Genomic DNA, 19,208 nt, shown 5'->3' on the forward strand with positions numbered 1-19,208 from the left:
AACCGATCCAACCCCTGACGTGCCATCGGGCGGTGGACGGGCCCAGCGGCCCGTCTCGACCACTCTTATGAGAATGAACGCACCCCATCGCCCTGAGGAGGAGTGAGATGCTACGAAAAACTCGGACAGTGGGCCCTCTTAAAATGAGGGTTCATTCGAAAGTTGGAACAGCATGCCCCAATCGGGTCGATGATTCACTCAGGAATTCAAAGACGAGCTTTGCCGCAAGGTCATAGTCACGTCAAAACCCATCAAGGACGTCGCTGCCGCCTACGGCGTGGGCGGCGAGACTCTCCGGAACCGGCTCAAAAAAAATACCGCGAGCCCACCGGCGGCACCGAGGCCGAGCTCATCGTCAAGGAACGTTCCAGCCTGAAGCAACTCAAGCGCGAGAACCAGGACCTGAAAGTCGAGGCCATCTTCCTGAAAAAATGCGGCCGCTTGTTTCGTGCCGGAGCAGCGATAGTGAGCACGTACGAATGAATCGACTATCACAAACTTGTCTCCGGGAACCTGAATTTTGTCGCAAGGATGTGTCACTGGCTGGACGTATCGAAGTCGGGGTTCTACTACTGGAGCGCGAGGCCGGAATCGGCGACCATGGACCGCCGGAAGGCCCGCACGGCAGAGATCCCGCACCTCTTCGCTGAGTCCCACGGTACGTAAGGTTCTCCGCGCATCCATGCCGATCTGCAGGCCGAGAAAAACGAGTTCTCGCCCGAGCTCGTCCAGCAGATCATGCGGGTCGAGTCTTTGATTGTGTCTCAGCCGCGCTCGTTTCGGATCACGCCCGCGAGGCCGACGTGGATGCCGCAAAGGGTATGCCCGATCGTGTGAGGCGTGATTTCAACGCGGAGCGCCCCGAGGTGAAGTTCGTCGGCGACATCAGTTACATCCACACCTGGCAGGGATTCATCTATCTCACCACTGTCATCGACTGGTACTCGATGAAGATCGTGGGCTGATCGATTTGCGGCGCTTCACGCGGAGGGATAGCACAGCGATGGCATCAATGCGGATGTTTCCATGAATCCCTGAATCCGCCTCACCCCACGCACCGGCCAAACGCCGTAATCGGTCAAGTTTGGTAAGTAAGAGCACTGCGAAGGATCACCGGCGCCAATATCGGAGCTCGTCTTTACTTCCAGGAAAACGTTAGTGTCGCCATCGCGGGCGACGATGTCAATTTCACCCAGACGACAACACCAATTGCGCTCCATCACGGCGTAACCGCAACGAATAAGGAACTCTACAGCTAGCTACTATTCTGTGCGGCCGAGCGCGGTTTTCTCTGCCACGGTGGCCTCTTACCACCGAGCATCGCTGACGCGGAGGAAGCGGTGAGCCAGGGCAGAAAAATTGCAAGCAAAGTGTCGTCAAGACCTCTTGTGTAGGTGTTACCCGACCCTTCTGTCGGTGAACTTCGTCGGGGTATCAATAAGGATGCAGTTACTTTTTTCGAGGGGTAAGTCGTTCAAGTTGAGTCACGTGTTTGGTTTGAAGTTCGGCCAGCTCTGTGACACCCAAAAGGCGCATCGTGCGTTCGACTTGCTCACCCAAAATACTGATGGTCTTGTCAACACCTTCGCGGCCGCCAGCCATAAGACCGTAAAGGTACGCGCGGCCAATCATGGTGAACTTGGCGCCCAAAGCAATCGAGGCCACAATGTCGGCGCCGGACATGATGCCTGTATCCACGTGAACTTCGGTGTCTTTGCCCACTTCGCGCACCACCTCGGGAAGCAAGTGAAACGGGATCGGTGCTCGGTCTAGCTGGCGACCACCGTGGTTGGAGAGTGTGATGCCGTCAACGCCCAACGCTGTGAGCTTCTTAGCGTCATCAACGGTTTGAACGCCCTTGACCACAAGCTTGCCCGGCCACTGGGCCTTGATCCACGCCAAGTCTTCATAGGTGACGGTGGGGTCAAACATAGTGTCAAGCAGTTCGCCGACGGTGCCTGACCAACGACTCAATGACGCGAAAGCCAACGGCTCGGTGGTCAAGAAGTTGATCCACCACTCCGGGCGCGGCAAAGCGTTGATGACAGTGCCGATGGAAAGCTGCGGGGGAATAGAGAAACCGTTGCGCTTATCGCGCAGACGTGCCCCGGCGACGGGGACATCCACCGTCACCAGCAGGGTGTCAAAGCCAGCTTTCGCCGCACGCTCTACCAAAGCCATGGACCGCTCGCGGTCCTTCCACATGTATAACTGGAACCAGTTGCGGCCATCCGGGTTCGCCGCCTTCACATCCTCAATAGACGCGGTGCCCATCGTCGACAGTGCGAAGGGAATGCCCGCGGCGGCAGCAGCGCCGGCACCGGCAATCTCCCCCTCGGTCTGCATCATGCGCGTAAACCCAGTGGGGGCAATACCGAACGGTAACGAGACGGGAGCGCCCAAAACCACGGACGATGTGTCGACCTTAGAAACGTCACGCAAGATAGACGGGTGGAACTCAATGTCTTCAAAGGCTTGGCGTGCACGAGCCAAGCTAATCTCAGCTTCAGCAGCACCCTCGGTGTAATCGAAAGCAGCCTTCGGAGTGCGATGCTGCGCAATGGTGCGCAAGTCCTCAATAGTGAATGCCTTATTTAGGCGACGCTTCTTAGCGTTCAGTGTCGGCTTCTTGAACTGCATTAAGGGAGCAAGATCGCGGGGGTTAGGAAAACGGCGTTGTACCATGACAGTTCCTTGGGTCGGGGGGGTATGAAATCGTTAGCATTGCGCCGTAAAAAACTTAGCGGGGCGCCGCGACAACGACCTGTCTTTGAGTGCCCAGTCCATCAATCCCAACCTCAACAACGTCCCCATCCTTCAAATAAGGAAATTTTCCAGAAAGCGCGACGCCCTGGGGTGTCCCCGTATTGACGAGATCTCCCGGTTCCAGCACCATGTATTGCGATAAGTGGTGAACGATAAACGCAACATTGAAGATCATGTCGGCCGTGTTGGAATCTTGCCTGATTTCGCCATTCACACGTGACCACATTCGCAAGTTATGTGGATCCACCTCATCGGCAGGCACGAGAACGGGTCCGAGGGGATTGAATGTTTCAGAGTTTTTTCCCTTGGACCATTGGCCGCCGGACTGGGATATCTGAAAATCTCGCTCGCTAACATCGTTGCTGACGACGTATCCCGCCACACACGCAAGAGCGTCCTCCACCGTCCCGAGGAAACGGGCCCTCTTGCCAATGACAACGCCCAGTTCCACTTCCCAATCCAAAGCCTGGGAATCTCGGGGACGATGGATATTGTCATAGGCGCCAACGATCGTGTTGGGATGCTTGTGGAAAAGAATTGGCTGAACTGGTGGGGGATCGCCCGTCTCAGCCGCGTGCGCGGCGTAGTTTTGTCCGATACAGAGGATAGCTTCCGGCCTGGCAATCGGTGAGCCGACTCTGGCATCCGAGGACATGGGCGATTTTGGCAACGTCCCTGCTGCAAGGGCTTCTCGGGTTCGTTGGATACCATCGTTGGCTAGAAAAAAACCGTCAATCTCGCGCGCAATCGGCCTCAGATCGAAGTCAACCCCTGATTCCCTGACGACGGGAATTTCACTGCCAGCTATTCCAAGACGAAGAAATTCCATGTTTTTCCTTAAAGTTAATGAGATTTATTGGGGGAGAGAATAAGTACGGGACAACCACGAATGGGTGCAGAATTTAAATGTTCCTACCCTCTGTCGGCTCGATCCGTCTTGACAGTTCGGAATCGAGAAGATCATCCAACCTGCTACCGGAAAGCAAAGGCCTTCGAAGGATTGATGACGGTCATCTGGTGGATGTCTGCATCTGATACTCCCTGCTCTTTGAGTAGCGGAATCACGTTCGAAATGACATTATCGTAACCAACGCCGCCATAAGTCGCGAGTTGTCCGAGCTCGCAGATGTCATTGGATAGCATCATCCGCTCCGCAAATCCACGTCGACACATCTCCACTATGTTCTCTATGCGAAATTGCAGCGGAGCATATCCTTGGACGAATGCAAGGTTGTCGATATTGATCCATGCTCCGCGATCGGCGATAGGTAGCATATGCTCGACCCCCTTGCGGTCTCCGAGGTGCGAGATGATGACAACTTCAGGGGAAACGCCCTCCTCGGCGAGTAGATTAAGCTGCTCGAGGGCGAGCTCGCCCCAGTGGGTTGTATGAGTGAGGATTGGCACACCGGTCTCGACGTGGGCGCGCCCGGCCGCTCGAAACACTCTCTCCACAGCGGGAGGGATGTGGCCTCGCTCGGTGCCAATCTCTCCGATGAACCCAGGTCGAATGCCGGTATCCCCCACCCCGCCTGTGATCTCACGCACGAGCAGCGCTGCAAGATCAGCAGTGGAGGTCGAAGTGATGAGCTCGGGATAGACCATCTCGCGATACCAGCCAGCTCCCATCACGATGTTGACCCCGGAGGCACGACTTAGCCGAGCCAACGCCACCGGATTGCGGGCGAGTCCGTTGTTGGTCGGGTCACAAATCGTGCGGCCACCAGCTTCGCGATAGCGAACAAGTTCTGCGAGAGCGACCTGCTCGTCATCGAGAATGGCCTCGTAGAGCTGTCGGATTCCCCAGCCGTCAACCAAAATGTGGTCGTGACTCAGTGTGAATCCAAGTTCTTCAGGCGCCAACTCGCCGAGGACGGTTACTATATGGCCATGTGTCATTAAGATCTCCTTGATTGAGGGTCAGCATCTATCGCGGCAGAGATCGCTCCAGAGGCAGCAAGCAAGACCTCAATCATTCGATCAGTCGTGACATCCCCGCTTTCGATCCGAGCAGAGGGCACAGAGAAGCTGAGCGCCGCGACCACCTGCCCGCCGCGGTTGGTGATCGGGACGGCCACGCAGAAGACCCCGTGAGAGTACTCGCCATCATCGGTCGCGTAGCCTCGGGTGCGCACACCGCCGAGCACCTCAATGAGATGGTCTCCCGAGGTGATCGTGAGCGAGGTGTATCCGGTGAGAGCCTGTCCGGCAAATCGGTCGCGAAGCACGTGGGCGGGAAGTCCACTGAGCAGTGCCTTCCCGATGCCCGTAACGTATGCGGGCAGCCGACTTCCTTCACGAGAGACGAGGCGGAGCGGTTGCGTTCCTTCCACCTTGTCTAGGTAGACGACATCGAGATCGTCGAGAATGCCAAGTTGTACTGTCTCATCAAGAGATTCGTTTGCCTCCCGGAGATATCGCCGAGCCTTGATGACGATGTCACGGCTGCGCCGGAACGCTTGTCCAACTTCCCAAGGCCGCACGCCGATGGAGTAACGCCTATCCACGGAGTCAAGTGTGAGCCATTTCATCGCAACGACGGTCTGCAGCAGCCCGTGTAGGCTGCTCTTTGGATAGGACAGATGGTCGGCGAGCTCGACAAAAGTAATGCCGTGAGGGTATTGCGCGACAATCTCAAGTAGTTCCAGCGTGCGCTTAGCCGACTTAACACTTGGCGATTCACCGGTCATGACACCTCACTTCCTAGGCTCGATTGGGGTTGCTTGATACGTTGTGGCACCATCATCCGAACCGAGGACGTCATGAATCGGATGCGACGGCAATGAGGTCTACCTCAACAAGCAGTGGAGACGGAAGCTGGACAGTCACCGTCGTTCTTGCAGGGTAAGGTTCGACAAAGTACTCAGTGTAAATTTCATTCATCTCCGAAAACTGCCTGGGATCTGTGAGAAAAATCCGCACCTGGATTGCATCGGCGAAGCTCACACCAGTTGCATCCAGAGTCGCCTTCAGATTCTCGAAGGTGCGTCTCAGTTGCGGGCCGAAGCCCTCTTCGACAGATCCGTCGATACAGATACCGGCTTGGCCGGAGCACGCGACAAGCGCTCCGCGACGACGGCTCTGGGAATAGGGGCCTGCTGGGTTGGGCGCATCGGTCGTGCGCCCAACGATGTCGATTGTCATTCCATCTCCTCATTCGGTAATAGGTCTAAGTACTGCTCAAACTCACCAAGTCCGTGGATGGCGATCGGCACTAGGTCAACGATTGGAACGAAATCTGCGGCGAATTCGAGTTTCACGATGCTCGAATCGAAACACAGCACAGTTACGCCTGTGCCAGAGCGTGCTTCACCCGCTTTTCGCACCCGCGTGAGTTTCATCGAATGTTCCTTTCATTCGCGAATCCGCGCAGACCAGCCAGCTCAGCAATCGCAGTAGCTAAATCCTCGGCGTCCCCGGCCAAGAGCGCCATGGGATGTACGACGAGGGCACCACGCCAGGCTTCTGCCTCCTCCAAGTAAACGGGCACCTCTCTGGCGGCCAGTGCCTTCACAACGTCGTCGACGTCGATGCCCGCAATCGCAAATTCCAGCTCGATCACGGGCACGCCAAGCGCGGAAGTCTCGTGCCAAACAGCGGGGATGCTGCACCCATAGAGCAGTTCGCGGAGCTTCACAAGCTCGGCGATCCCCTCGGCGTCGCCCGCGCCCGGTGCCGCGACGTAGTTCTCAACCGCGGCGAGCAGGCCGGAAATTTGCTCACGCCCAACTTTCATAGCCCTACCGATCCCGTGACGGGGTGGCGTGATGCGGTCGCCACCCCGCACCCAAGTTGCTTCACGCTCATCCATGTCTTGATGCTGCGCACCAACGAGCGCGACGAGATCGGTGCGGCCGCAAAGAATACCGCTCGCTTGCGGACCCCGAAAATTCTTACCACCGCTCAGCGCCACTAATGCAGCACCGTCGTCGAACCATTGGAGCAGGTTCTCTAATGGCGGCGCGAAAAGTGCACCATCAATGAGCACTGGTACGCCCTTTCTTGATGCTAGTTCGCAGATGGCCGCAAGGCTCGGGTGATTACCGTCTCGACCGGGACGGTACAGCACTGCCACGGTCCCCGCGTCGATAGCTCGTTCAATCTCTCCGAGATGCGTTGTCGTGGGGTACCCCACGACAACAAGCTCTGCGCCAGCGGACTCCAGTGCCCTATCGTATGGGTCACGATGAGCGGCAAGAACGATCACCTGATGCGGTGCCGTTTCAATTCGCGGGAGCGAGTCGACAAGCGCTGGGTCGTTGCCTGCGATTATTGCAGCCGTTGCGAGAGCGAGAGCCGCCGCCGCTCCCGAAGTGACGTATGCGGCTTCCACCCCAAGCAGCCGAGCAATCTCTCTGCCAGCACGGTCCTCGAGGTCATCCATGCGCACTGAGTACTTTGTTGACTCGGCCATCGCCTCCAGAACGGTGGGATGTAGCGGCAAGCCACCCAGTCTGGTTGACGGCCCAACTCCGTTGATGGCTCGACAAACACCTATACGCTCAAATAGAGACTGATTTAATTGGGTCATGATGCCTTCAAAGTATCGACGGTGAGCGCAATTTTGTCGATGGGGCGATCAGGTGCAAACCTGACAAGAACCTTGGCGGGCACATCCAAGCTGCTAGCCAAACGTTTAAACACCATGTCACCTTCATCCGGTTCGACAACCTGACTCACGAGCAGGTCTAATGCCGAGTCGCCCTCAGCCACCCACTTTGCTGCTTCGTTGAAGGTCTCCGCTGGGTAGGTAAAGCTTCCGACGAGAGATTTTTCGTCAGTGCTAATGCGATAGGCAGCGAGCGAGACGTTGGGCTGGGCCATTCCCACTAGGCACACACGTCCGCCGAGCACGGTCGACAGCAAGGCATCCGCAATCGTCGAAGTTGCCCCAACCGCATCGATAGCGACGTCGACGCCCACACCGCCTGTAAGTGCGTGGACCGCATCCGGCACCACAGATTGGCCTGGATCGATTACCTCGGCACCGAGGGCGGCACACAGACCGCGACGAGCATCGTTAGGCTCAGATACGATGAGCCGCGCCGCGCCAGCTCGTTTCGCCGCGAGAATGCACGACTGCCCGATTGGCCCACCGCCGACAACCAGCACGACCTGCCCTCGCACGATTCCGATGCGGCGAACGGCTTGCAAAGCGACAGCGAGCGGCTCGATGAGCGCACCATGCAGAGGATTTAGGAGCTCAGGTAGCAAAACGACGTTGGTTGCAGGCACTGCGAAACGCTCAGCAAAGGCCGAAACGATTGTCGGGTCAACGCCTAGGACCCGGCGTCTTGGAGCATGCTGTTCCCGTCCCTCGTACTCTTGCTTCTCACTGGCGGGGAGGATAACCGGGTTCACGGTCGCGAGCGCTCCGACGGGGTAGAGATTGCTATCGATGTCTGAACCCAGCGACGAGATACGCCCGACAGTCTCGTGTCCCATAACCTGACCAGGAAACCGGCGACCGTTCTCGCCCGTATAGCCGTGCACATCTGAGCCACAGACTCCTGTGGCAATTGTCTCGATGATAATCTCGTTCGGTGCCGCGGATGGATCCGCGAGTTCGACCAGACTCAGTTTTCCTATTTCTACGAGCCTCAACGCACGCATGTCAACGTTCCTCTCAATTGATGTTTCAGGTTTTCATGGATGCGGGAAACTTGTTGGTTCATTCCCGTCTCCTGTCGTGCACGAGCCGCCCGCCCGAGAATGTCATGACACACCGTAGCCGCTCGCCGCCAGAAACCGCGCCGCCGAAGCCGTCACGGAAATGAAAGGTCCCCATTTCCCGTTCTAGCACCGCGACATCGGCCACTGAATCCGTTGCGAGAGTTCCCACGACGAGACCGAGAGCTTTGGCTGGTGCGGACGAGGCGCAGCGTAGCACCTCGGGGAGAGTCATCCCGAGCGCAAGGAACTTTGAAAGCACGGTAGTCAAGTCGATCACGGACTCCCGAGAGTAAGAGTGGATATCTGTGCTGATGGTGTCTGGGGGTTCACCGCCGGCGAGCATATGTCTGGCAACTTCGAGACTGAATCCGGACATGCCGTGCCCAATGTCCAGAAGTACACCCCGCTCTCGTGCTGCGCGCACAGTGTTGCGCAGCCCAAAGGTCTCGTTGAGGATCCCGTTGCCTGGCCACCCCGTGAAGGCATGAGTAATAATGTCTCCCGCACGAAGCGACTCTGCAATCTCATCAATGCTCGCGGGTGACGGGCCCAAGTGCACCATAAGTGGAAGACCCACGTGGTCCGCCACTCGCCGCGCTGATGCGAGAGCTGCGCTTGTGTGCTCTCCACCGACATCGACGGATGCGCGCACCTTAACTCCGACGACGAAGTCGCGGTTGGCCTCAATGGCGTCGATTGCGGCACCCTCGGACACATACCACGGGGAGAGAAGCTCCCCCCCGAGCATGATGCTCGTCGCACCGATGGAGGAGATATTGAGCATCGCGCGAACCCGAACGCTGGAGCGATCGATGGTCGATGCGCGAAACGCGCCGATGAGGTGAGCACCGACGCTTCCTGCGTCCAAGACGGTCGTAGTACCTGATCGGAACGCCACCTCGTCTGCGGCGACGCCGAGATCCTGTCCAGCGAAAACATGGGTGTGCATGTCGACGAGTCCCGGCGCAACCACGAGACCGCTTACGTCAATTACCACGTCTCCCACCCCATGGTCTTGCCCGGAGATTTTTCCGTTTTCGATGCGCACATCACGCACGACGCCTTCGGAGCCCTCGCCCTCGAAGACCGTCCCTCCACGCAAGACGACAGAATCGTAGTTCGGCTCAGTCATTGCGCTTACCCCCGAAATCTCGAACGTTGTCAGGGTCGTGAATCGCCACGACTTTAGCGAAGCGCCCTTGGAATGAAAGCATTGCCGCGCGCGCAGCCGCGATGTCCTCGGCGATGCCGATCGGTCGTCCTGTTTCGAGGTTTCGCTTGACGAATGCCGTCTCGAGGACACCAACGAGACCTTCAGGAGTATTCACAATCAGAGCAGCGGATCCGGGGTGATGGCCACCAGTCACTTCGAACTGGATGCCGGGCGCGACGGGCGCCGATGAGTCAATGAGGTGCAGCCGCCCCTCGATCGCGAGCGTGCGCAAACTTGCCCACGACGACGCAGTGAAATAGAACTCGGGTGCCGGATGACCGGAACCTCCCGAGAGGAATTCTTCAACCCCCGCGCGGGCAAGATAAAAGTGAGCGTTGGGCAGTAGGGCAGAATCTATGCCTCCAGAGTGGTAAGTGACAGTCTGAGTGATCGCCACGAACGATACATCCTCGGCACGAACACCCACCTCGTCCAGGATCTGTGGCAGTGTGCGCACTGAACGGAATCCACCGTCATCGCCAAAGGCCTGATTAGTCGCCCCGAGGGCAGCTGTTTCCGTGTCATCCAGCGGGAGGCCAGCATCGATGAGTCCCGTAGTCGTCCCGTTGCTGATCACCCAAACATAGAAATACAAGTCCTGAAGAGAGGGGTCATCCTCACCCAACATCACGGCCCAGCCGGGTGTGGGCAAGACCCCGGCTAGCTCCGCCCTGATCACGTACTCGTCACTCATCTAAATCTCCAATCTCAACCCAATGGCTTTCACTCGCAGAGCGACCGGCGGCCTCGGCGAGCTGGACGGACCGCCTCCCTGCCTCGATCGACGGCTGACCTCGGTCTTCCCCGCGCAGCCCTGCGACGAAGTCTGCTATCTCGGTCAACAGCCAGTCGTCGTCGAATAACTCGTGTGTCGTGCCGCTCTGTGTGGAGACCAGGAGCCGCCTCGACTCATCGAGCTCGATCGACCCGTGTGTTCCTTGAATGGTGAAAGCCACGCGCGGAGGAGCGTTGTAGCCCACTCCAAAGGAGAGTGCGGAAGCGCCAATCATGCCTGAATTGAACTCAACGCTAAGCGTGGCCGCAAGGTCGGTGTCACGATCGGCCGGAACGAACGTACGAGCAGAGACAGCTTTTACAGACCGCCCGAGCACCCATTCCCAGCGATCGAAAACGTGATGACTTTGCAAGCGGAGAATGCCCCCACCGGCTTCGGCGTTCCAGTACCAGTCCGGCGTGCTTTCATATGCCTCGATCACGTTGTCTGACACGAAGTACGGCTCACCAATCCCGCCGGTTTTGACGATGTCGCGCGCTCGACGCCACTCGCCGCGGAATCGATAGCTGAAGCCCATCATCCAATACCGCCGGGACTCAATTGCGGCGGTCACGACCTGGTCGGCTTCCCCGAGGGTCACCGTTAAGGGTTTGTCGATGAGCACATGGAGCCCTCGGCTCGCCGCCTCGAGACACGCCTCGTAGTGTGCGGCGTTGGGGAGGCCGATGTAAATTGCTTCCACTTCCTCCGCTTCAGCCAGCGAACGAAATGGTGCGGCACCAACGGCCGAAGCGACGGCGACGGCGCGTTCGTAATTGCTATCAATAATCGCCGTTACTGCCACACCAGAGAGTTTCGTGGCTGCCCGGGCAACTCGTCCCCCCATCGCTCCAGCACCCCACACCGCAAGCTGCACATCACTCATCGTTGGCCCCTTCGGCACTTAAGCCTCGACGACGAAGAGCCTTGTGGGGATCGGGATACGCTGCGAGCAGTGCTCGCGTGTAGTCGTCTTCGGGGGCCCTTAGCACCTTTTTCGTTTCTCCCGATTCGACAATCCGACCGCTTTTCATCACAATCAGCCGGTCGGCGAGTGCCGAAAGCACCGGTAACTGGTGGGAGACAAAGATTATCGAGACGCCTGTCTGATCCCGTAGGTCAAGAAACAGGTTCACGATCTCGGTCTGCACTGACACATCAAGTGCGCTCACTGCCTCGTCTGCAATGACAATCTGCGGGTTCGGCGCCAGGGCTCGGGCGATGGCTACGCGTTGACGCTGACCACCACTCAAATCACGCGGCACCCTGGCCGCATATGACGAAGGCAGGCGGACTCTGTCTAGAAGATCGTTTACGAATCGCGGTTCACGGGCGCCGTCAATCCCGTGAGCGAGACCGGCTTCCCTTATCGCTGCTCCGATTTGTAAACGCGGATTGAGAGAAGAGTATGGATCCTGGAACACGACCTGAAGGCTCTTTCGAGCCGCGCGAAGCTCCGATCCCTTGAGCGACATGAGATTAACACCACCCAGCACCACTTCGCCCTCGTCCGCCGCGATGAGTCGCGCAACACATTTGACTACCGTCGACTTGCCACTGCCAGACTCCCCGGCGATGCCGATAATCTCGCCGGCAGCGAGATCGAAGGACACGCTATCGACGGCGACCAGATCCGCGGGACGTGGTTGGCCTGGAAGTCGCAACCCGCGGCGACGATAAATTTTCGTCAACCCACTGACCGAGAGCACGGGACCGCTGTCGCTCAAGCGTCACTCACCTCCGAAAGGGCACGCGCTGGTGTGACTCGGGCCGACAGGCAAAAGCGTCATAGACACGTCCTCGCATTCCGCTCGGGAAAATGTGCACCGCGAAGCAAAAGGGCACCCACTCGTGTACGGCAACGTTCCCAGAGGTGGGCCAGGAATGGTCGGCCTGCGGTATCCTCGCTCGGGGATCGCAAGGGTCGGTACCGAGGCAATGAGCGCTTGAGTGTATGGATGCCTCGGCCGCAGGTAGACCTCTTCGATGGGCCCAGACTCGACGATAAATCCGCCGTACATGACCGCCACGTCGTCACACATTTCGGCAATGACGCCAAAATCATGAGACACGAGCAGAATCGAGGTTCCGTCGTCGTCCCTGACCCGTCTCAACAAAGAGAGGATCTGCGCTTGGGTGGTCGTATCTAGGGCCGTCGTCGGCTCGTCGGCAATGAGTAGGCTGGGTCGAGCACCTAAAGCTATCGCGAGCATTACACGCTGGCGCATGCCGCCGCTCAGCTCGTTTGGATACATCCTGAGTTTCGCGGATGGGTTGGAGATGTCTACCTGCTCAAGCAACGACAGCGCGCGCAGTTGGGCATCCTTTTTCGACAAGCTGAGTGCCGTGCGAAGCGCCTCAATCATCTGAGAGCCAATGCGACGCGTGGGATTGAGCGACGAGAACGGATCCTGGAAGATCATGCCCACCTGGGTAGAGCGAAACGCGAGTAGCTCACTCTTGCTCATGCCAAGTACGTCGTGCCCGTCAAAAATTACATCTCCAGACAGAACATGACCACCATCCGGTAACAGCCGCATGACCGATCGACAGGTGAGGCTCTTTCCTGATCCCGACTCGCCGACGAGACCTAGTATCCTGCCCCGACTAATGCTGAGGTTGAGACCATGAACAATTGGATTAACATCGTTCAACTTCGTCCCGAAGCCGATGCGTAGGTTGTAGATCTGTAGCAGCTGATTCTCATTCATATGCTCGTTCACCGCTTGCCCTTTCTTCCGGTCGAGAAACCGTCGTCGATCATTCCGACTCCGACGCCGAGGGCAATTAGCACCACAGCTGGCAGGGTCGAAATCCACCAGGCAGTGAGCAGGAAGGGTTGACCTCCCGCGATAATTGAGCCGAGGTCGGCAACGGGAGGTTGTGTGCCGAAGCCCAAATATGACATCGCGGCGAGCAAAACCATGGCGGCAACGACATCCATCGTCGCGAAAGTCAGGCTAGGACGGATGACATTAGGGATGACGTGGCGGAAAAGGATGCGCGCGGGCGAGTATCCGAGGGACTTTGTGGCCATGATGAACTCGTGCTCTCTCAGAGACAGGACTTCAGCTCTTGCGAGTCGCGCATAGACCGCCCATCCAACCAGGACCATGCCAAGGCCAACACTGACCGTCCCCACCCCAAGGATTGCGACAGTCGCTAGAACCACGACAATGAAGGGTATGGCTATCGCGGTGTCGACAACTCGCGAAAGGAAGGCGTCGACCCAGCCTCCGGCATAGGCCACAAGAGATCCGACGATCGTACCGATTGTGACTGTCGCTATTGTGATCAGGACTCCAGCGAGGAGAGAAATCTGGGTGCCAACAAGTGTCCTCGTGAGAACATCGCGACCCGCGGAATCCGTGCCCATCCAATGCGCGAATGAGGGGTGCTCGAGTGACGCGAGTACGTCAGGAGCGTTGGGATCCCACGGTGACAGAATCGGTCCGATGAGTGCGGCGGCGATGACTGCACCAACGATGCATGCACCGACTCTAGTTTGAGTCGACCAATTGGCAACAACGCGGGAGCGGAACTTGACGTCAACCATTACTAATTGTGTTCCTAACTCGGGGGTCGAGCGCCGCCTGAAGAAGGTCGGCGACGAGACCGGCGGCAATTACGACCGCTCCCGCTAGTAGGGCAATCGCCTGAACGACAGGGTAGTCGCGACGCTCGACCGCTTGGACGAGCAGAGACCCTAGACCGGGGATACTGAAGACCTGCTCGATGACAGCGGTGCCGCCGATGAGAAATCCGACGACAACTGCGACGATCGAGATTGTTGGCGTTACGGCGTTTCGCAATGCGTGGCGAGCGAGCACCCGGCCTTCGGAATACCCGCGTGCTCTCGCTGCCTCGACGTACTCACTGTCGAGCACGCGCTTCATACTCGACCGCAGAGTGCGAAGCACGACGGCGACGAGAGACAGAGCGATGGCGATAGCGGGAAGCGTGAGCGTCCGAAAAGCTCCCACAAGACCGGGCTGGTAACCCGATACTGGAAACAGGCCCCAGGCGATGCCGAACACGAGTGCCAGCACGAGACCCACCCAGAATGCGGGCATCGCGAGAAGCGCAGTGGCGAGAATTCGGATGGTGAAGTCGGCAACTGTTCCGCTGCGGATTGCGGCGAAGACACCGAGCACCCCACCAAAGATAATCGCGAGAATCAATCCATAGGTGATGAGATAAGCGCTGGGCTCGATGCGCGAGGCGACGAGGGTCTGGATCGACTGACCGAAGGTTACAGAATCGCCAAGGTCACCCGTGGCAAACCTCGTGAGGTACATCCACAGTTGCGTTAGCATCGGTTCGTTGAGGCCCAAACGTTCTCGCACTGTCTCGACAAGCTCGGCCGGTACTCGTTCCCCGAGCATGATCCGCACCGGGTCACCAGGCACAGCCTGAAGAATTAGAAACACTACGATAGCTAGGCCAAGAAGCTGGGCGACACTAAGAAGAAGCCTCCGGAAGAGGTAGGTAAGCATGCCTTCCTACCTCTCCTGAAGTGTGTGATCGAATTTCACGATTCGGACAACCTAACCGGCGATCCACGTCGTCGTGAAGGTGCTTTGACCGATCGGGTTAGTGCTGAATCCGCAAACGTTGTTAAGGTGTCCATTGACGAGCGGCAGGTTGAGCACGTTGATGGCAGGCTGGGCCTCGAGCATTGCTGCCTGGATGGCCGGCCACTTGGCCGCGCGCTCCTCATCGCCTACGGTTCCCGTGAAATCAAGAACCAACGCTTCAATCTCGGGGTCATTCCACCACGTGAAGAAACCGTTGGTTCCTCCTTGCACTGCGTAGAACTCAGCGAACTCGTCCGGGACGGGCACATCGCTTGCCGCGAAGGAATAAGGCAACATGATGTCATACGTGCCCCCAGTAAAGTTCTTACTCAGCGTTCCTTGGTCCTCGGGGAGAAGCTCGATGGTTACGCCAAGCTCTGCCCAATATGCCTGAAGCACAACGGCAAGGCTGTCGAAGGCAGCGTTGCCACTCGGGTATTCGAGCGTAGCTTCGAAGCCATTCGGGTACTTAGAGGCCGCAATGAGCTCTTTCGCCTTATTCAGATCGAACGCGGTCGGGGCAATCGTTGAGGCGTCCGCATCGAGCCGCAGTCGCGGAAGAATGCTGTTGGGCGCCTCACCCATGCCGAAGTAGATCTTTTCGTTGACTCCCTCGCGGTCGATTGCGAGCGAGAGTGCCTGGCGCACGTTCTGATCGGCGAACGGACCTTTTTGGTTGTTGAGTGAAAGGAGGATCCAGGATGGAATCGCGAACTCTTCGATAGTCAGAGACGCCTCGGACTGTAACGTCTTCACCTGAGACCACGGAACGTTGTCAACCATCTGCACATCGCCAGAACGCAAGGCAAGGGTACGGTTGTTGTCATCGGACACGAAGCGGAACTCGACGCTGTCGAGCAGTGGACCTGAGGTATCCCAATACCAATCGTTTTTGACGAAGCTGATCGAAGAGCCCTTGACCCACTTGTCTACCGCGAACGGACCGCTTCCAATGGGAGAGTCAAAGAATGAATCACCTGCTGCTTTAGCTTCCTCTTGAGGAAGAATTCCAGCGCTCACCATTGCGAGGGAGTAAAGAAAACCACCGATGGGCTCGGTCATGTTGATCTTAACTGTGGAGTCGTCGACGACAGTTGTCGAGTCGTAGCCGCGTGCAAAGGAAGCCCACTGGCTCACATCAGGGTCTGACCAGCTGTCGAGCGAGTACTTCACGTCATCCGCCATTACATGGCGCCCGTTCGAGAACGTCGCACCATCGCGGATATGAAAGGTATAAGCAAGACCATCTGCTGAAGTGCTCCATGTGTCCGCGACGCCGCTTACGAGGTCTTGAGAATTACCCGTTGGATCCATGCGGATGAGGGTCTCGAAGATCATGTTGAGCGCTTCAGTGTCGCCGAATCCGCCCGGTGTTGAGTAGGGGCTGAGCGAGAGTGTCTCGGTCTGCTTAGCTACGGTGATCGACCCACCTGCTACCGGAGTTGAAGTGCAGAGGCCCTCGCTGGCGTCAGGCTTGGTAGGCCCTCCGGCGGTGGAACAGCCGACGAGACTCACAGCTAACGCGACGCCTGCGGCAATCGAGATTGGTGAACGGAACTTCATGGTACCTCCTGGGGTGTAGTGAATGTGTTCCTGTTTCATATACATGAACTGCAGTTCAGTTCTGGTGAGACGCTAGCAGTAGATTCAGGTCGCCGCAAGCAATACTGTCGGTCAAAAGTGTTTCGATCGGAGCTAACTTTGGCTTCTTGCCCACTTTTCATTGGGTAGCTTTGGTCAAATAGATTGAGTTTTCATGGCTGAGACTCAACTATTTGAAGTTCGTGATTGGGCAAAACGAAAATCGGGATACCGTTGTCATGCAATTGGCGTCACAGTACTCGAGGGCATGTTTGGGCAAGCGGGCTTCGCCTCATGATGACTGAATTGCAAACGTCCTCTGCGGTACAGAAAACGATCATTTGCGGACAGCTCTGAGCTTCACGAATTCAGGTCCTGAATTCCTGGGGTTTTCTTTCTCGCAACTCGTGTCGGAAATTTGTCTTCGCCAGACACCGATTGGTTTCAGTTCCTGACACACATGCGGCTAGAACGAGCGCCCAACGAGAAGGAGGAGGGTCCAGATGACGGCAGAGGCAACGACCGCGAAGATCACGAGGGTGACGACTTTGCTCCGCTTGGTGGCCTGATACACCCAGCGGCCCATCAGGGCGACCCACGAGCCGATGATTCCACACACGATGGCACCCAGGCCAAAGGATGAACCGAAAGTGGAGTTGTAGCCGTCAAAATTCTGGAACATGCCAATGAAGCCGAAGACGATTCCTCCGGGAATTGCGAGGGCGGCACCTACCCCACCGAGAATTGCAAGCTCCTCCAGCAGTGAAAAAGGTTGAACTCGCGCGTTCATTCGCCGTACAAGTGGTCGCTCAACAAGCAACGTTAGCGGGACAACAAACACGGTTGCGAGGGCAAGATACATCGCTACCAAATCGAGGACCGGTTGAGAGCGACTCGGCGTAAGAGCCGCCCAGGCAACGAGCGGAATCAAGGCCAGCAGGTTACCCGCGAGCAGGGCCAGCGCATCGAACCACCGTGTGGGGGCGTCCGATTCCTTCGGCATGCTCGATGCGGAGGAAATGTTAGCCGCGACCCAGCATCTTTTGCAGGGCCGAGAGTTCCTCAGCGGTGGGCGGTGCTTTCGCGCCGGTCGCCACCGTTGCTCCCCCAGCGGCTGAGCCGAGACCGAAGCCCGAACCCGAGCCACCGGCAGCCGCACCACCAAGAGGAACACCCGAAGCAAGGGCCGCATTTTCGGCCGCACGCTTAGCGGGGTTGCCCGACTTGGAACCCTTTTTCTTGAGGGGCACTTTGCCCTTGCCACCGTATCCGGCACCGGGAATGGGGCCCATACCCGGAATTTGCGGAACGCCACCCTTGGCGACCGTCTTCATCATCTTGGCCGCCTGCTCGAAGCGGTTGACGAGCGCGTTCACCTCGGTGACGCTCATGCCCGAACCTTTGGCGATGCGCAGGCGGCGAGAGCCGTTCAGCAGTTTGGGGGTGCGACGCTCGGCGATGGTCATCGACTGGATGATGGCCTCGGTGCGCACAATCTCGCGCTCGTCGAAGTTATCCAGCTGCGCCTTCATCGCGCCAGCGCCGGGCAACATGCTCATCATCTTCTTGATGGAACCCATATTTCGCAGCTGCTGCATCTGCGACAAGAAATCTTCGAGGGTGAAGGTATCGGTTGCGAACTTTTGGGCAACCTTCGCCGCTTCATCTTCGTCAAACGCCTCTTGAGCCTGCTCAATGAGGGTAAGAATGTCACCCAAATCAAGGATGCGGCTCGCCATGCGATCCGGGTAGAAGGGCTCGAAATCGTCGAGGTTCTCACCGGTGGAGGCAAAGAGAATGGGGCGGTGCGTCTCGGACACCACGGAGAGGGCGGCACCACCGCGGGCGTCACCATCGAGCTTCGAGAGCACGACACCGGTGAAGTCGACACCTTCTTGGAAGGCAAGGGCCGTGGCCACCGCATCCTGGCCGGTCATGGCATCGATGACGAAGAGCACCTCGTCGGGGTTGGTGGCCTTGCGAATATCCGAGGCCTGCTTCATGAGCTCGGCGTCGACACCCAAGCGACCGGCGGTGTCAATGATGACAATGTCATGCTGCTTATCGATGGCGTACTTGATGGATGCCTTGGCGACCTTGACAGGATCTCCCACGCCGTTCCCGGGCTCGGGCGAGAAGACGGCAACACCAGCATTCTTTGCGACAACCTCGAGCTGAGTGACCGCATTGGGACGCTGGAGGTCACACGCCACGAGAAGTGGGGTGTGCTTGTCTTTGGCCAGGTATTTGGCGAGCTTGCCGGCCAGGGTGGTCTTTCCGGCACCCTGCAGGCCCGCGAGCATGATGACCGTGGGGGGCTTCTTCGCGAACTGCAGACGACGCTGGTTGCCACCGAGGATGGCAACGAGTTCCTCGTTCACGATCTGAACGACCTGCTGGGCGGGGTTCAACGCGCGGTTGACCTCGTCACCCAGAGCGCGCTCGCGCACCGCACCGGTGAAGGCTTTGACGACGTTCAGCGACACGTCGGCCTCGAGGAGGGCGCGACGAATCTCGCGAACCGTGCCGTCAATGTCGGCGGGGCTCAGTTTTCCCTTCGTGCGAAGGTTTTTGAAGGTCTCGGTCAGCCGAGAAGAGAGAGTTCCAAAGGTTGCCATAGCCT

The 19,208-nt window shown here is 57.9% G+C and carries 18 protein-coding genes and 2 pseudogenes; 1 reads left to right on the top strand and 19 read right to left on the bottom strand.

Going from position 1 to position 19,208, the window contains the following annotated elements; genetic code table 11:
- Window positions 1-232: 232 nt before the first annotated feature.
- A pseudogene (locus FB555_RS10940) lies at window positions 233-962 on the top strand (IS3 family transposase); the annotation flags it as partial.
- Between the two features lie 18 nt (window positions 963-980).
- Here the strand turns inward: FB555_RS10940 and FB555_RS11140 are convergent.
- The 19 genes and pseudogenes from FB555_RS11140 to ffh all read right to left on the bottom strand — a co-directional run.
- Window positions 981-1,247 (bottom strand): annotated as a pseudogene (locus FB555_RS11140) (YraN family protein); the annotation flags it as partial.
- A 202-nt stretch (window positions 1,248-1,449) separates the two neighbouring features.
- Window positions 1,450-2,685: an alpha-hydroxy acid oxidase gene (locus tag FB555_RS04955; protein ID WP_182484363.1), complete on the bottom strand. Its 1,236-nt coding sequence runs from the start codon at window positions 2,683-2,685 to the stop codon at window positions 1,450-1,452.
- A gap of 55 nt (window positions 2,686-2,740) precedes the next feature.
- On the bottom strand, window positions 2,741-3,595 hold the full coding sequence (locus FB555_RS04960; protein WP_182484364.1) for a fumarylacetoacetate hydrolase family protein: 855 nt from the start codon (window positions 3,593-3,595) through the stop codon (window positions 2,741-2,743).
- Between the two features lie 143 nt (window positions 3,596-3,738).
- Entirely contained in the window at window positions 3,739-4,665 is a 927-nt protein-coding gene (locus FB555_RS04965; RefSeq protein ID WP_182484365.1) for a phosphotriesterase family protein, read from the bottom strand.
- Window positions 4,665-5,456, bottom strand: coding sequence for an IclR family transcriptional regulator (locus FB555_RS04970; RefSeq protein ID WP_182484366.1), 792 nt, complete (start codon window positions 5,454-5,456; stop codon window positions 4,665-4,667). Before FB555_RS04970 ends, FB555_RS04965 begins: the two co-directional genes overlap by 1 nt.
- 70 nt (window positions 5,457-5,526) lie before the next feature.
- On the bottom strand, window positions 5,527-5,910 hold the full coding sequence (locus FB555_RS04975) for a RidA family protein (protein WP_182484367.1): 384 nt from the start codon (window positions 5,908-5,910) through the stop codon (window positions 5,527-5,529).
- The gene (locus FB555_RS04980; RefSeq protein ID WP_182484368.1) at window positions 5,907-6,107 is read right to left on the bottom strand and encodes a hypothetical protein; all 201 of its coding nucleotides are present in this window, start codon (window positions 6,105-6,107) and stop codon (window positions 5,907-5,909) included. The genes FB555_RS04975 and FB555_RS04980 overlap by 4 nt, the downstream gene beginning before the upstream one ends.
- Window positions 6,104-7,180, bottom strand: a complete 1,077-nt coding sequence (locus FB555_RS04985) for a hypothetical protein (protein WP_182484369.1) — start codon at window positions 7,178-7,180, stop codon at window positions 6,104-6,106. Before FB555_RS04985 ends, FB555_RS04980 begins: the two co-directional genes overlap by 4 nt.
- 113 nt (window positions 7,181-7,293) lie before the next feature.
- The gene (locus FB555_RS04990) at window positions 7,294-8,379 is read right to left on the bottom strand and encodes a zinc-dependent alcohol dehydrogenase (protein WP_182484370.1); all 1,086 of its coding nucleotides are present in this window, start codon (window positions 8,377-8,379) and stop codon (window positions 7,294-7,296) included.
- 58 nt (window positions 8,380-8,437) lie between these two features.
- Window positions 8,438-9,571 carry an amidohydrolase/deacetylase family metallohydrolase gene (locus FB555_RS04995; RefSeq protein ID WP_182484371.1) on the bottom strand — a complete coding sequence of 378 codons (1,134 nt, stop codon included), beginning with the start codon at window positions 9,569-9,571 and terminating at the stop codon, window positions 8,438-8,440.
- Window positions 9,564-10,346 (bottom strand): MBL fold metallo-hydrolase, encoded by a 783-nt coding sequence (locus FB555_RS05000; protein ID WP_182484372.1) that lies wholly within the window; start codon window positions 10,344-10,346, stop codon window positions 9,564-9,566. Before FB555_RS05000 ends, FB555_RS04995 begins: the two co-directional genes overlap by 8 nt.
- Complete coding sequence (locus FB555_RS05005) at window positions 10,339-11,313, bottom strand: Gfo/Idh/MocA family protein (RefSeq protein WP_182484373.1); 975 nt, start codon at window positions 11,311-11,313, stop codon at window positions 10,339-10,341. The genes FB555_RS05000 and FB555_RS05005 overlap by 8 nt, the downstream gene beginning before the upstream one ends.
- The gene (locus tag FB555_RS05010; RefSeq protein WP_182484374.1) at window positions 11,306-12,154 is read right to left on the bottom strand and encodes an ABC transporter ATP-binding protein; all 849 of its coding nucleotides are present in this window, start codon (window positions 12,152-12,154) and stop codon (window positions 11,306-11,308) included. The genes FB555_RS05005 and FB555_RS05010 overlap by 8 nt, the downstream gene beginning before the upstream one ends.
- Window positions 12,155-12,157: 3 nt before the next feature.
- Entirely contained in the window at window positions 12,158-13,150 is a 993-nt protein-coding gene (locus FB555_RS05015) for an oligopeptide/dipeptide ABC transporter ATP-binding protein (RefSeq protein ID WP_182484375.1), read from the bottom strand.
- Window positions 13,147-13,983, bottom strand: coding sequence for an ABC transporter permease (locus FB555_RS05020; RefSeq protein WP_182484376.1), 837 nt, complete (start codon window positions 13,981-13,983; stop codon window positions 13,147-13,149). Before FB555_RS05020 ends, FB555_RS05015 begins: the two co-directional genes overlap by 4 nt.
- A complete protein-coding gene (locus FB555_RS05025; protein WP_220475837.1) occupies window positions 13,976-14,923 on the bottom strand; it encodes an ABC transporter permease in 948 nt (315 codons plus the stop codon). Before FB555_RS05025 ends, FB555_RS05020 begins: the two co-directional genes overlap by 8 nt.
- A gap of 51 nt (window positions 14,924-14,974) precedes the next feature.
- Window positions 14,975-16,567, bottom strand: a complete 1,593-nt coding sequence (locus FB555_RS05030) for an ABC transporter substrate-binding protein (protein WP_182484378.1) — start codon at window positions 16,565-16,567, stop codon at window positions 14,975-14,977.
- A gap of 484 nt (window positions 16,568-17,051) precedes the next feature.
- The gene (locus FB555_RS05035) at window positions 17,052-17,588 is read right to left on the bottom strand and encodes a hypothetical protein (RefSeq protein WP_182484379.1); all 537 of its coding nucleotides are present in this window, start codon (window positions 17,586-17,588) and stop codon (window positions 17,052-17,054) included.
- 19 nt (window positions 17,589-17,607) lie between these two features.
- Entirely contained in the window at window positions 17,608-19,203 is a 1,596-nt protein-coding gene (ffh, locus tag FB555_RS05040; protein WP_182484380.1) for a signal recognition particle protein, read from the bottom strand.
- Window positions 19,204-19,208 lie beyond the last annotated feature (5 nt).

It is taken from the genome of Alpinimonas psychrophila (genome assembly GCF_014137865.1).
In the GTDB taxonomy this organism is placed as follows: Bacteria; Actinomycetota; Actinomycetes; order Actinomycetales; family Microbacteriaceae; genus Alpinimonas; species Alpinimonas psychrophila.